This is a genomic window from Streptomyces sp. NPDC005004 (assembly GCF_053600675.1).
On record NZ_JBSGAH010000039.1, the window covers coordinates 1 to 13,552 of the forward strand.

Sequence of the window (13,552 nt, forward strand, 5' to 3'; positions counted from 1 at the left end):
CGCACGATCTGACAGCCCGACGCCGTCAGCTCCGCGATCTGCTGCAACGTCGACCCGATGTCCGACGTACGCGTCGTCGTCATGGACTGCACCGACACCGGCGCCCCGCCACCGACGGGCACCGCGCCCACCTGGATCCGGCGCGATGTCCGACGGGGTGCGAGCGCCCGGGGCGGTACCTCGGGAACACCCAGGGATACGGCGGTCACGGCCTCACTCCCGGTTTCCCGAGACGGTCTCGCGCATGGCCCGCAGCGACTCCTTGAGGGAGCCCATGGTGGCGAGGACGGCGGTGGGCTCGTAGCCGCAGTGCGCCATGCAGTTGGCGCAGCGCGGGTCCTTGCCGCGGCCGTACTTGTCCCAGTCGGTCTCCTCGATGAGTTCGCGGTACGTGGGCACGTAGCCGTCGCTCATGAGGTAGCAGGGGCGCTGCCAGCCGAAGAGGGAGTAGTTGGGGATCGCCCAGGCGGTGCAGGGGAAGTCGACCTTGCCTTCCAGGAAGTCCAGGAAGAGCGGGGAGTGGTTGAGCCGCCAGCGCCTGCGGTTGCCGCCGGAGAAGGCCTTCTTGAACAGCTCGCGGGTCTGCTCGACACCGAGGAAGTGCTCCTGGTCGGGCGCCTTCTCGTAGGCGTAGGCGGGCGAGATCATCATCTCGTCCACCTTGAGGTCGTCGTTGAGGAAGTTGAGCACCTCGACGATGGTCTGCGGGGTGTCGGTGTTGAAGAACGTGGAGTTGGTGGTGACGCGGAAGCCGCGCCGCTGGGCCTCCTTGATGGCCTCCACGGCTTCGTCGAACACGCCCTCCTTGGCCACGGACTCGTCGTGCCGCTCGCGCAGCCCGTCGATGTGCACCGCGAAGGCGAAGTAGGGCGAGGGGGTGAACTTGTCCATCTTCTTGCGCAGCAGCATGGCGTTGGTGCACAGGAAGACGTATTTGCGCTTGGCGACGAGCTGGCGCACGATCTCGTCGATCTGCGGGTGCATCAGCGGCTCGCCGCCGGCGATGGACACCATGGGCGCGCCGGACTCGAGCACCGCGCCCACGGCCTGGGCGACGGGCATCCGCTGCTTGAGCACCCCGGCCGGGTGCTGGATCTTGCCGCAGCCCTCGCACTTCAGGTTACAGGCGAAGAGCGGTTCCAGCTCGACGATCAGCGGGAACTTGTCCCGCCTGCGGAGCTTCTGTTCCGCCAGGTACGTAGCGACCTTGATGGACTGACGCAACGGCATGGCCATCTGGCTCACCTCCGGGGGAGCGGCAAGGAACGGTGCCATTCGAGAAAAGCGGGAAGTACGGAACGCAGCACACGGAAGGCCGATATTCCACCGCGTACCGTTCCGATGCGGACGAGTTCATGTTCAGGAGCGTCCACGACCACCCGTACGGCCGCAACCGGGCGGATGCCCGCCCGGACGGCGGTCAGCAGGGTGGCGGCCGATTCCATGTCCACGGCGATGGCGCCGGTGGCCAGGAGGTCGGCGCGCTCCGGGCCGCGCACCACGTGGTCGGAACCGGTCAGGGGACCGGTGTGGACGGTGCGGCCGGGCCGGGCCCGGGTCAGCTCCTTGACGAGCAGGTCGGTACGTACGCACGGCACGGTGCCGCGCGGGTCTCGGGTCTCCTCGGCGACCACGAGGTCGCCGGGGTGCATGCCGGGCGCGAGCCCGGCGCAGAAGCCGGTCGCCACGACGGCGGCCCCGGCGAGTTCCGGTGTGGCCAGCATCCGGCCGACGGTCCGTTCCGCCGCGCGCGGACCCATGCCCGTGCGGACGACGACGGGCCGGGCGCCGGCATCGCCGCGCTCGCCGGTGCGCAGGGCGAACCGTTCGATGCCGAGCGCGCAGGCGATCAGCAGCGGTGCCGGAGCGGGCCGGGTGCTCATTCAGCGGCCCCCGGACCCGGCGCGCCTGCCTCCTGCGGTGGCGAGGGGTGCCTTGTCGAAGGGGTCGCCGTGCAGATAGCGGCCGAGCGCGGTGAGCGGGAACACCTGCCGGTAGAGGTGGTAGTTGATGGAGAAGTCCCAGGGGAATCCGGTGCCGGTGAAGAAGGGCTCGTCCCAGGAGCCGTCCTCGCGCTGGGTCTCGGCGAGCCATCGGACGCCGCGTTCGACGGCCTTGGAGTCCTTCTCCCCGGCCGCGAGGAGGGCCATGAGCGCCCAGGCGGTCTGGGAGGCGGTGGAGGTGCCGCGGCCGCTCCACTGCGCGACGTACTTGTAGGAGCGCAGGTCCTCGCCCCAGCCGCCGTCGTCGTTCTGGACGCGCTCCAGCCAGGCGACCGCGCGGCGGATCGCCGGATGCGAGGCGGGGAGTCCGGCGGCGGTGAGGGCGGGGACGACGGAGCCGGTGCCGTAGACGTAGTTGACGCCCCAGCGGCCGAACCACGAGCCGTCCGCCTCCTGTTCGGCAAGCAGCCAGTCGATGCCGCGCCGGGTGCGCGGGTCGTGGGCGAGTCCCTCGGCGGCGAGCATCTCCACGACGTGCGCGGTGACGTCGGCGGAGGGCGGGTCGATGACCTCACCGAAGTCGCAGAAGGGCAGCCGGTTGGGGAAGGGGCTGGTGTTGTCGACGTCGAAGGCGCCCCAGGCACCGTTCTTCGACTGCATCCCGAGGTTCCAGCGCACGGCGCGGGCGATCGCCCCGTCCACGCGGGCGGGCTGGGGATGGCGGACCCGGCGCAGGGCGAGCGCGACCTCGGCGGTGTCGTCGATGTCGGGGTAGTTGTCGTTGTGGAACTCGAACGCCCATCCACCGGGCGGAAGTTGGGGACGCTTGACGGACCAGTCGCCGGGGCGGCGGATCTCCTCGCCGAGCATCCAGTCGGCGGCCTTGACCAACTGCGGGTGGTCGGAGGGGAGTCCGGCGTCGGCCAGGGCGATGGTGGCGAGGCAGGTGTCCCACACCGGGGACTGGCAGGCCTCGATCATGCGGGAGCCGTCCTCGCGCCAGACGGCGAAGCGGTCGAGGGACTCCAACCCGGCCCGCATGACGGGGTGTTCGAGGTCGTAGCCGAGCAGGTGCAGGGCGATGACCGAGTACACGGCCGGGGGCTGGATGCCGCCCCAGCAGCCGTCGTTCTCCTGGCGTTCGATGATCCAGCGGGCGGCGCTGCCGATCGCGGCCTGGCGCAGGCGGCGCGGTACGGCGCGGCGCAGCTTGTGCACCACGCGGTCCAGTCGCTGGAAGGCGCCGTCCCAACTGGCCGGCGAGGCGAAGGGCTTGGGCGGGTTGGGGTGGGCGGGGTCGGTGTGCAGCTCGTCGAGCGCGAAGGGCGCGGGGCGCACCGGGCGCTTGGCGGAGACGATGGTGAGCGGCACGATCGTCTGCCGCGCCCAGCAGCCGAAGTCGTAGATGTTGAGCGGCAGCCAGGTGGGGAACCAGATCAGTTCCGGGGGGAGTTCGGGCAGGTCCTCCCACTTCCACCAGCCGAACAGGGCGAGCCAGATCCGGGTGAAGACGCGGGCGGAGGCGATGCCGCCGTGCTCGCGGACCCAGGCGGAGGCGCGGGCCATGTGGGGGGCGTCCGGGGCATCTCCGGCCAGGCGCAGGGCGACGTACGCCTCGATGGTGGCGGAGAGTTCGCCGGGGCCGCCGTAGAAGGTGGGCCAGGCGCCGTCCGCACGCTGTTCGCCCCGGATGTGGAGGGCGGCGGCGTGGGTGGTCGCCTCGTCGCGGATGCCGAGGAACTGGCGCAGGAGCAGGTCCTCGGCGTCCATGGTGACGTTGGTCTCCAGGTCGCCCTTCCACCAGCCCTCGGGGTCCTGCAGGGAGAGCAGGAAGTCCGTGGCGCGGCGGACGGCGCGTTCGGCGGCCTCGGGTACCCCGGCCGCCTCGGGGGTGGTGCTGTCGGTGTCGCTGGCCGCGTCGGCACGGGGCGGGATGGTCGCCCCGGTGCTTCCGTCGGTCGTCGCTGTCATGGCTTCCCCTTTGTGCAGTCGTGCGAGTCGTGCTGCTGTGGGTCCGCCGTCGGCCGGTGTCGGTCATCGCGCCGCACCGGCCGGCGACTACGCGAGGGTTATTCGGCCGATAGTGATCATCTCTTCCTGACGACGACGAAGTCGGCGAGGGCCGTGAAGGCGGCCCGCACCCGGTCGGGCATGTCGACGGCGTCCAGGGCCTCGACGGCGACGGTGTGCTGGCGCCGGGCCTCGTCCGCCGTCCACTCGCGGCCGCCCGCCTCCTCGATGAGGGCGGCGCGGGCCGCGAACTCGGCCTCGGAGAAGTTCGCGAAGTCGCTGCTCTTGGCGTCGGCGGCGAGGATCTCGCCGAGGCGCTCGGAGGCGGGGCCGCCCGCGGCGAGCGCGGCGACCACGGGCAGGGACTTCTTGCGCTGGCGCAGGTCGCTCCAGGTCTGCTTGCCGGTGGCCTCGGGGTCGCCCCAGATGCCGAGCAGGTCGTCGACGGCCTGGAAGGCGAGGCCGAGGTGGTAGCCGTACCGTTCCAGCGCGTCGGCGGTGGCGTCACCGGCGCCGCCGAGGACCGCGCCGATGGAGGAGGCGCAGGCGAGCAGGGCGCCGGTCTTGTTGCCCTCCATCTCCAGGCACTCCTCGACGCTGACGCGGTCGCGGTGCTCGTAGGAGATGTCCTGGGCCTGGCCGTCGATCAGGGCGCGGGTGGCGGTGGTCAGGCGGCGGGTGGCGCGGCCGGCCTCGACGGTGCCGAGTTCCAGCAGGACCTCGTTGCCGAGGGCGAACAGGGCGTCGCCGACCAGGATGGCCTGGGCGGGGCCGTGCACCTTCCACACGGTGTCGCGGTGGCGGCGCTGCTCGTCGCCGTCCATCAGGTCGTCGTGCAGCAGCGAGAAGTTGTGGACCAGCTCGACGGCGACGGCGCCGGGCACGCCGACCTCGGGGGCGGCGCCGGTGACCTCGGCGGAGAGGACCGCGAGCGCGGGGCGTACGGCCTTGCCGCCATCGCCCTCGGCCGGGTTGCCCGCCGCGTCGATCCAGCCGAAGTGGTAGGCGGCGACGGTGTCCATGGGCGGCGCCAGCCGGTCGACGGCCGCGCGCAGGACCGGGGTGGCCAGGGTGCGGCCGCGCTCCAGCAGCGCGGTCACGTCCACCGCGTCTGCGGCGGTCGAGGCCGGGGGCGGCACAGTGGGCACAGTCTCTCCTCTTGTTGCGGTACCGGGGGTGCGGGACCGGCCCGCTCGCTTCTGATCGAGCATCACGCCGCCTCCTCGAAAGCGAAGAGGTGGCGGGGGCGGGGCCGGCCGAGGGCGCCGAGGGCGGCGTCGGCCGCGCTCACGCCGCTGCGGACCGCACTCTCCATGGTCGCGGGCCACCCGGTGGCGGTCCACGCTCCGGCCAGGTACAGGCCGGGTGCCTTGGTGCGGGCGCCGGGCCGCAGTCGTCCGACGCCGGGGGCGGGGGCGAACGTGGCGGTGCGCTCCCGGGTCACGAAGAAGTCCAGCACGCGGGCGCCGCGGGTGCCGGGGATCAGCCGTTCCAGCTCGGGCAGATAGCGCTCGCGCAGTTCGGCGACGGGGGTGTCGATCTCGTCCTGGGCGGCCGACTGGGACAGCGCCAGATACTGTCCGCCGCCGAGCCCGGAGGCGGCGGTGCGGTCGAAGACCCACTGCACGGGCGAGCCGAGCGCGGCGAAGAAGGGCCGGGCGAGGACCTGACGGTCGTACACGACATGGACGTTGAGGATCGGGGCGGTGCCGATGTGCAGCAGCCGGCCGGGGTCGTCGAGGGCGCCGGGCGGCAGCAGGCCGTGCGTCTCGCGCTGGGGTACGGCGAGGACGACGGCGTCGGCGTCGAGCGTCTCGCCGGGGACCTGAACGCTCCAGCCCCCGTTTCCGTTCCGGGAGAGGGAGGTGACGCGGGTACGGACCTCGGTGCGCACGCCCGCGGAGTCGAGCGCCTTGCGGGCGAGCCGGTCGTGCAGTTCGCCCAGCGGGACGTGGGCCCAGCCGATGTCGGCCGCGCCCGGGTCGGACAGCAGACCGGTCTTGAACACCATCGCGGCGAGTCCCAGCGAGGCGTCGCCCGCGACCGCGTTGAGGGTGGCGACACCGACCAGGTCCCACAGGGCCTCGACGGCGCGCGCCGACTGGCCGTGCGCGGCCAGCCAGCCGCCGAAGTCCTGGTTGTCCAGAGCGGGATCGGTGGGGTCGAGTCCCTTGAGCGCGAGCGCGGCCCGTCCGACCGCGGCCCGCTCGGCGAGCGAGAGGTGCGGATAGGCGGCCAGGCTGCGCCCCAGATGGAGGGGGACGGGCAGCGGGTCGCGCCGCAGCCTGCCGAGCCGCCTGCCCTCGGGCTTGTCGGCGTCCACGACGGGTACGTCGAGGCGGTTCTGCAGCGGTGCCAGTGCCGTGCCCTCGATGCGGTCGAGGAACCAGCGGTAGGCGGTGCAGCAGCGCAGATAGACGTGCTGGCCGTTGTCCACGGTCAGCTCGCCGCGCTGGAAGGAGAAGGCGAGGCCGCCCAGGCGGGGCCTGCCTTCGAGGAGGGTGACGCGGACGCCGGCGTCGGCGAGGGCGAGGGCCGCGGTCGTCCCTGCGAGGCCGGCGCCGACCACGACGGCGTGCCGCGGTGTGCCGTCCGCGGGTGCCGGAGGGCCGGAGTGCGCCTCGGCGGGGCGTGCGCCGTCGCTCATCGTGCGTCCTTCCGTGCGTGCCGCGCGTGCTGGTTGAACGGTGCACGCTCGGCCGTCGCAGTCAGGGACGCCACGCCGCAGCCCGGGGTTGCCCGCCCTGCCGGACGGGTGGAGCCCGGCTCGTCCGCCGGGGCCATCAGGCACGCCTCCTGACGGTCTGACGGGTGACGTGCCGGGTGTCGAGCCCGGACAGGCCGCGCACGGCGACGTACGCCTTCTCGCGGCCGGGCAGCGAGACACGGCCGCGCAGCACGGCCTCGGGGTCGCGCTCGATGCGGTCGAGCAGGCGGCGGTAGATGCCGGCCATGGCGGCGACGCAGGCGCCGCTGCGCCGGTCGAGCATGGGCAGCAGCCGGTAGCCCTCGGCGAACAGGGCGCGGGCGCGGCGGACCTCGAAGTGGACGAGGCCCGCGAAGTCGGAGCCCTCGGGCGGGGTGAGTCCGGCGAACCCGGCCGAGCAGCCGAACTTGGCGAGGTCGTCGGAGGGCAGGTAGGTGCGGCCGCCCTCGGCGTCCTCGCGGACGTCGCGGAGGATGTTGGTGAGCTGGAGCGCGAGGCCGAGGGTGTCGGCGTACTCGGGGGCGCGTTCGGCGCCGCGTGCGCCGGGTTCGGTGCCGAAGACGCCGAGCGAGAGGCGTCCGATGGCTCCGGCGACGCAGCGGCAGTAGACCTTGAGGTCGTCCCAGGTCTCGTAGGTCTGGCCGCGCACGTCCATCTGGACGCCGTCGATCAGCTCGTCCAGGCCGCCGAGCGGGATCGGGAAGACGCGGGCGGCGTCGGCGAGGGCGACGGCCACCGGGTCGGTGTCGTCCTCCTCGACCTCGCCCGCGTGGACGCGGGTGAGCAGCGCCCTGGTCTCCTCCAGGCGCGCGACCTTCACGTCGTCGGGCAGCTCGCCGTCGCCGATGTCGTCCACGCGCCGGGAGAAGGCGTAGAGCGCGGACATGGCGCGGCGCTTGGGCGTGGGCAGCAGACGGATGCCGTACGCGAAGTTGCGGGCCTGCTGGCCGGTGACCGTCTCGCAGTAGCGGTAGGCGGCGAGTACCGGTGCGGACACGTGCGGTGAGGACTCCACGGCCCGGATCACCCCTCTCCTCGCAGGGTCACGCCCACCTCGCGCAGCAGCCGGAGCCTGCCGGGTCTGGGAGGGCCGGGAAGGACGTCGAATCCGGCGGCGGCGATCGCGTCGACCGCCGCCCTTCCCCCCGCCACGAACCCCGCGAGCAGCAGCTTGAGCCTGCCGTGGACGCTACCCACGAGGGGGGCGCCTTCATTCAGCAGATCGCGGGCGCGTTGTGATTCGTACGCGACCAGCGCGCGCACCGATGCGCCGGCGCTCTTGGCGGTGAGGTCGGACTCCTGGACGTGGAAGCGCTTCATGTCCTCTGCGGGCAGATAGATCCGGTCGCGGCCGAGGTCCTCGGCGACGTCCTGGAGGTGTTCGACGATCTGCAGCGCGGTGCAGATCGCGTCGGACAGGCGGACCCGCTCGGGCGTCGTCGTGCCGGTGACGGCGAGGACGAGGCGGCCGACGGGGTTGGCGGACAGTTCGCAGTAGGCGCGCAGGTCGTCGTACGTCTCGTAGCGCTTGACCACCTGGTCCTGGCGGTTGGCGGCGATCAGGCCGAGGAAGGGCTCGGGGCTGATGCGGCAGCGGCGCACGGTGGGCTGCAGGCGCCGCAGCAGCGGGTGGCGCGGGGTGGCGTCGAAGACGCGGCGCAGGTCGGCCTCGAAAGCGTCGAGGACGGCGAGGCGGTCCTTGGCGTCGGACTCGGGGACGCCGAGGACGCGGGCGTCGGCGCCGCCGGGGGCGAGGTCGCCGTCACCGATGTCGTCGACGAGGCGGGCGAAGCCGTAGACGGCCATGAGGTCGTCGCGCCAGGCGCGCGGCAGGAAGAAAGGGGCCACGGGAAAGTTCTCGCTCGTGGCCTTGTCCAGAGTGGCGCGTTCCAGTGTCGTCGCCGTGTCGGTTCCCGTCACCGCGCGCTGCCCGGGGCGGGGACGGCACATGCTGCGCTGAGCTGGGGAGTTTCCGTAGCCATTGCCGTCACATCTCCCGTTCTACACTGCGGAACCGATACACACTATTTCGGACACGCCGCCTGCCCTCCGGGGGAGGTCGCCCGGCGGAGGGTGTCGCGCATTATGGCCCTACTTGCCGGTTTCCGGCACCGGTACAGCTTACGTTGTACAACGCGACAGGGTCCGTCGGGGTGTCCGGCGCATCACAACAACACACCGATTGGCGTCAAGATTCCTACGTACGCCCGGAGTTGACACTTCCTTTGCAGACGCCGGGCCCCGCCGGAGGAGTTCCGGCGGGGCCCGGGGCCGCTCGGGTCACTTGCCCGTGAACTTCTCGTACTCCTTGAGGACCTCTTCGGTGGGTCCGTCCATGCGGAGTTCGCCGCGCTCCAGCCACAGGACGCGGTTGCAGGTGTCGCGGATCGACTTGTTGTTGTGGCTCACCAGGAAGACCGTTCCGGCCTCCTTGCGCAGCTCGCGGATGCGGGCCTCGGAGCGCTTCTGGAACTTGCGGTCGCCGGTGGCGAGCGCTTCGTCGATCATGAGGACGTCGTGGTCCTTGGCGGCCGCGATGGAGAAGCGGAGCCGGGCCGCCATGCCGGAGGAGTAGGTCCGCATCGGCAGGGTGATGAAGTCGCCCTTCTCGTTGATCCCGGAGAAGTCGACGATGTCCTGGTAGCGCTCCTTGATCTGCTCGCGGGACATGCCCATCGCGAGCCCGCCCAGGATGACGTTGCGCTCACCGGTCAGGTCGTTCATCAGGGCCGCGTTGACGCCGAGCAGGGAGGGCTGGCCGTCGGTGTAGACCTTGCCCTTCTCGGCCGGGAGCAGACCCGCGATGGCGCGCAGCAGGGTGGACTTGCCGGAGCCGTTGGAGCCGATCAGACCGATGGCCTCGCCCCGGTAGGCGACGAAGGAGACGCCGCGCACGGCGTGCACCTTGCGCACCCCGCGCTCCTCGCCGCGCTTGACGATGCGGCTCAGGGCGGCGGTGGCGCTGCCCCTGCCGGTCTTGGCGCCGTTGACCCGGTAGACGATGTGCAGCTCGTCCGCGATGACGGTCGGACGGCGCTCGCCGGTGTTGTGCTCAGCCACGGCCGTACCGCTCCTCAGCCTTCCAGAAGTACACGAAGCCGCCGCCGAAGATCACCACGGCCCAGAAGGCGGCGAGGCCCCACACGTGCGGGGGCAGGTTCGAGGCGCCGTAGCCGTCGATCAGCGCGAAGCGCATGAGGTCCATGTAGACGGCGGCAGGGTTGGCCTGGAGGACCCGGACGATCCACTCCGGCTTGCCCGCGAGCATGTGGTTGATCGAGAACATCACGCCCGAGGCGTACATCCAGGTGCGCAGGATGAACGGCATGAGCTGGGCGAGGTCGGGCGTCTTGGCGCCCATCCGCGCCACGATCAGCGCGATGCCGGTGTTGAAGAGGAACTGCAGCACCAGCACCGGGACGATCAGCAGCCAGGACAGCCGGGGGTAGTTCCCGAAGCCGATCGCCACCAGGAACATGACGATCATCGAGAACAGCAGCTGCTGGAGTTGCTGAAGCGAGAAGGAGACGGGCAGCGCGGCGCGCGGGAAGTGCAGCGCGCGCACCAGGCCCAGGTTGCCGGAGATCGCGCGGACGCCGGACATGATCGAGCTCTGCGTGAAGGTGAACACGAAGACGCCCGTGACCAGGAACGGGATGTACACGTCGTGGGACATGCCCCGGCTGGCGTGCAGGATCAGGCCGAAGATGAAGTAGTAGACGGCCGCGTTCAGCAACGGGGTGGCGACCTGCCAGAGCTGGCCGAGCTTGGCCTGGCTGTACTGGGCGGTCAGCTTCGCCTGGGAGAAGGCGAGGATGAAGTGGCGCCGGCCCCACAACTGGCGGACGTACTCGACGAGCGAGGGCCGGGCGCCGCTCACCGCGAGCCCGTACTTGGCGGCCAGTTGCTCCGCCGTCAGTCCCTCGTCGGGCGACGGGGCCGCGGTCACCGCGACACCGCCGTCATGGAATGTCTCACTCACGGGTGGAAACTTTCGTCTTCGAGTACGTCGTATACGTCGGGTACGTCGTGCGTTCGTCTTCTGGCCCGGGGCCGTCGTTTCCCGCCCGGGGCCACCGTCGAGCTTCTCAGATCACCGGCGGCCGGCCCAGCCGGGTCAGCCGCCACACGGTACGCCAGCTCATCGGGCGGCGGGGACCGCACCGGGTGGTCCAGCCCTCCTTGAAGCCGCCGAACCACGCCTTGAGGGCCGGTCCCGAGGGGCGGCGCAGCAGGGTGAGCAGCAGCCAGACCCCGAGGTAGACGGGGACGAGCGGGGCGGGGAGGTTGCGGCGGGCCAGCCAGACCCGGTTGCGGGCGACCATGCGGTGGTAGACCGCGTGCCGGGAGGGGGCGGTGGTCGGGTGGAACAGCACCATGTCGGAGCGGTAGTCGATCATCCAGCCCGCGTTCAGCGCGCGCCAGGCGAGGTCGGTCTCCTCGTGGGCGTAGAAGAACTCGTCCGGCAGCCCGCCGACCTCGGCGAACACCTGGGTGCGCACGGCGTTGGCGCCGCCGAGGAACGTGGTCACCCGCGAGGAGCGCATCGGGTCGGAGGCGCGCAGCCGGGGCACGTGACGGCGCTGGGTCTCGCCGGTCTCGGGGTCGGCGATGCGGAAGCTGATGATGCCGAGCCGGGGGTCGGCGGCGAACGCCTCGCGGCACAGCTCGGCGGTGTCGTACCGGGCGAGCAGGCCGTCGTCGTCGAGGAAGAGCAGGATGTCGACGTCGCTGCCACCGGGTCCGAACGCCTCGATGCCGACGTTGCGGCCGCCGGGGATGCCGAGGTTCTCGGGCAGCTCGACGGTGCGCACGCCCTCGGGGACGTCGGGCACGGGCGAGCCGTTGCCGACGACGACGACCTGGACGTGGTCGCCCTCCTGCTTGGCGACGGAGTCGAGCAGGGCCCGCAGCTCCTCGGGCCGGTTGCCCATGGTGATGACGACCGCGCCGACCTTCATGCCGTCTCTTCCGGCCATGCCGTTCACCTCAGCCTGCTGGACACGAGAATGGACACCAGATGCAGCACCGTCTGCAACAGGGCGATGCCGGCCAGCACGGCGGTGCCGAGCCGGGTGAAGAAAAGGTCGCCGCGCGCCTGGTCCACGATCGCGAGCACCAGGATCAGCAGCGACGCCTCGATGCCGAGGATGAGGCGGTGGAACTTCAGCGCGGCGGCGGCGCGCCGGGCGAGCGCCATTCCGGAGGAGCGCGGCTCGGCGGCCGACTCCTTGACCGGGGGCATCCCGGCCTGGTGCCGGGCGACGCCGACGAGGTCGGTCTCCGCCTTGATGAGGATCGCCCCGAGCGCGGCGAGCGTGCCGAGGAACGCCCACAGCCAGTCGATGCGCCCGGTGCCGAACAGGTCGGCGGCGCGCAGCCCGAGGCCCACCAGGACGGCGGCGTCGGTGAGGTAGGCGCCGACCCGGTCGAGGTAGACCCCGCCGAGCGAGTACTGCTTGCGCCAGCGGGCGATCTCGCCGTCCACGCAGTCCAGCAGCAGATAGAGCTGGGTGGCCACGATGCCGAGGACGGCGCCCGGAATCCCCGGCACCAGCAGCGCCGGGGCCGCGAGCACGCCGCAGACGGTCATCAGGTACGTGAGCTGGTTGGGCGTGATCCTGGTGTTGACCAGGTAGCGGTCGATACGCAGGGACACCTCGCGCATGTAGAGGCGTCCCGCCCAGTGCTCACCGCTGCGCCGGTCCTTCACCCCGGCGGGGTGGACGACCGGACGGAGTTCAGCTACCGATGGCCTTGACATAGTCGGCGTAGATGTCCTTGATCTGGGTCGGCTTGAGGTCGAGGTGTTCGAGGATCGTGTAGCGGCCGGGCCTGGTCTCGGGCGCGAACTCCACGACGCGGACGAACTCGTCCGCCGTGAAGCCCATGTCCTCGGCTCGTACGGGCAGGTCGTGCCGGCGCAGCACCTCGGCCATGTGGGCCGACTCCTCGTGCGCTCCGCGCAGGTACATCGCGAAGGCGGCGCCGAAGCCGCACTGCTCGCCGTGGCTGGCGGCGCGCTGCGGGAAGAGCAGGTCGAAGGCGTGGTTGATCTCGTGGCAGGCGCCCGAGGAGGGGCGCGAGTCGCCGGAGACCGACATGGCGATGCCGGAGAGGACCAGTGCCTCGGCGAGGACCTGGAGGAACTCGTCGTCCGCGATGGCGCCGGGGTGGCGCAGCACGGCCTCACCGGCCTGGCGGGCCATGGCGGCGGCGAGACCGTCGATCTTCTCGCCGTTGACCCGGTTGGCCAGCTCCCAGTCCGCGATGGCGGAGACGTTGGAGATCGCGTCGCCGATGCCGGAGCGCACGAAGCGCGCCGGGGCGTCGTGGATGACGTCCAGGTCGATCAGGACGGCGATCGGGTTGGGCACACCGTAGGAGCCCCGGCCCGCGTCGTTGTCCAGGGTGGCGACCGGCGAGCACAGGCCGTCGTGCGCGAGGTTCGTCGGCACGGCGACCAGCGGCAGGCCGACGCGGGCGGCCGCGTACTTGGCACAGTCGATGATCTTGCCGCCGCCGAGTCCCACCACCGCGTCGTAGTGACCGCCGCGGATCTCGTCGGCCAGGCGGATCGCGTCGTCCAGGGTGCCGCCGCCGACCTCGTGCCAGGTCGCGCCGGGCAACTGGGGCGCGACGCGGTCGCGCAGCCGGGCGCCGGAGCCGCCGCTGACGGCGACGGCGAGGCGGCCGGAGTGCGAGACGCGCTCGTCGGCGAGGACGGCGGCCAGGTCGTCGAGGGCACCCGCGCGGATGTCGACGACGACCGGCGACGGGATGAGCCGCGTCAGTACCGGCACGCGATCTCCCGCCCGCGCGCGAGGTCGTCGTGGTTGTCGATCTCGACCCAGGAGACCTCGCCGATCGGAGCGACGTCGATCTTGAAGCC

General features: G+C 71.8%; 14 protein-coding genes and 1 pseudogene. All 15 read right to left on the minus strand.

The annotated features are described in order from the left end of the window. Nucleotides 1-209 (minus strand): flavodoxin-dependent (E)-4-hydroxy-3-methylbut-2-enyl-diphosphate synthase (locus ACWEEU_RS30260; protein ID WP_451736816.1); only part of this gene is annotated, 209 nt, incomplete at its 3' end. 4 nt (nucleotides 210-213) lie between these two features. Continuing rightward, entirely contained in the window at nucleotides 214-1,236 is a 1,023-nt protein-coding gene (hpnH, locus tag ACWEEU_RS30265) for an adenosyl-hopene transferase HpnH (RefSeq protein WP_361114469.1), read from the minus strand. Between the two features lie 5 nt (nucleotides 1,237-1,241). Next, a complete protein-coding gene (locus ACWEEU_RS30270) occupies nucleotides 1,242-1,883 on the minus strand; it encodes a phosphorylase family protein (RefSeq protein ID WP_451736819.1) in 642 nt (213 codons plus the stop codon). Continuing rightward, the gene (shc, locus tag ACWEEU_RS30275) at nucleotides 1,884-3,914 is read right to left on the minus strand and encodes a squalene--hopene cyclase (RefSeq protein WP_451736822.1); all 2,031 of its coding nucleotides are present in this window, start codon (nucleotides 3,912-3,914) and stop codon (nucleotides 1,884-1,886) included. Between the two features lie 116 nt (nucleotides 3,915-4,030). Further along, nucleotides 4,031-5,164 (minus strand): polyprenyl synthetase family protein, encoded by a 1,134-nt coding sequence (locus tag ACWEEU_RS30280; RefSeq protein ID WP_451736824.1) that lies wholly within the window; start codon nucleotides 5,162-5,164, stop codon nucleotides 4,031-4,033. Further along, entirely contained in the window at nucleotides 5,164-6,600 is a 1,437-nt protein-coding gene (gene hpnE / locus ACWEEU_RS30285; protein ID WP_451736827.1) for a hydroxysqualene dehydroxylase HpnE, read from the minus strand. Before hpnE ends, ACWEEU_RS30280 begins: the two co-directional genes overlap by 1 nt. Further along, nucleotides 6,597-6,737, minus strand: coding sequence for a DUF6380 family protein (locus ACWEEU_RS30290; RefSeq protein WP_385748883.1), 141 nt, complete (start codon nucleotides 6,735-6,737; stop codon nucleotides 6,597-6,599). Before ACWEEU_RS30290 ends, hpnE begins: the two co-directional genes overlap by 4 nt. Further along, a complete protein-coding gene (hpnD, locus tag ACWEEU_RS30295) occupies nucleotides 6,737-7,687 on the minus strand; it encodes a presqualene diphosphate synthase HpnD (RefSeq protein ID WP_451736831.1) in 951 nt (316 codons plus the stop codon). Before hpnD ends, ACWEEU_RS30290 begins: the two co-directional genes overlap by 1 nt. Next, a complete protein-coding gene (gene hpnC, locus ACWEEU_RS30300) occupies nucleotides 7,684-8,610 on the minus strand; it encodes a squalene synthase HpnC (protein WP_385748878.1) in 927 nt (308 codons plus the stop codon). Before hpnC ends, hpnD begins: the two co-directional genes overlap by 4 nt. A 330-nt stretch (nucleotides 8,611-8,940) precedes the next feature. Beyond that, nucleotides 8,941-9,720 carry an ABC transporter ATP-binding protein gene (locus ACWEEU_RS30305; RefSeq protein ID WP_451736834.1) on the minus strand — a complete coding sequence of 260 codons (780 nt, stop codon included), beginning with the start codon at nucleotides 9,718-9,720 and terminating at the stop codon, nucleotides 8,941-8,943. After that, the gene (locus ACWEEU_RS30310) at nucleotides 9,713-10,642 is read right to left on the minus strand and encodes an ABC transporter permease (RefSeq protein ID WP_385746827.1); all 930 of its coding nucleotides are present in this window, start codon (nucleotides 10,640-10,642) and stop codon (nucleotides 9,713-9,715) included. Before ACWEEU_RS30310 ends, ACWEEU_RS30305 begins: the two co-directional genes overlap by 8 nt. Before the next feature lie 106 nt (nucleotides 10,643-10,748). After that, a complete protein-coding gene (locus ACWEEU_RS30315; RefSeq protein ID WP_385746825.1) occupies nucleotides 10,749-11,639 on the minus strand; it encodes a glycosyltransferase family 2 protein in 891 nt (296 codons plus the stop codon). Between the two features lie 5 nt (nucleotides 11,640-11,644). Continuing rightward, the gene (locus ACWEEU_RS30320; RefSeq protein WP_385746823.1) at nucleotides 11,645-12,424 is read right to left on the minus strand and encodes a CDP-alcohol phosphatidyltransferase family protein; all 780 of its coding nucleotides are present in this window, start codon (nucleotides 12,422-12,424) and stop codon (nucleotides 11,645-11,647) included. Beyond that, on the minus strand, nucleotides 12,402-13,463 hold the full coding sequence (locus ACWEEU_RS30325; RefSeq protein ID WP_451736839.1) for an iron-containing alcohol dehydrogenase family protein: 1,062 nt from the start codon (nucleotides 13,461-13,463) through the stop codon (nucleotides 12,402-12,404). Before ACWEEU_RS30325 ends, ACWEEU_RS30320 begins: the two co-directional genes overlap by 23 nt. Continuing rightward, nucleotides 13,451-13,552, minus strand: a pseudogene (locus ACWEEU_RS30330) (phosphocholine cytidylyltransferase family protein); the annotation flags it as partial. The gene ACWEEU_RS30325 and the pseudogene ACWEEU_RS30330, both read right to left, overlap by 13 nt.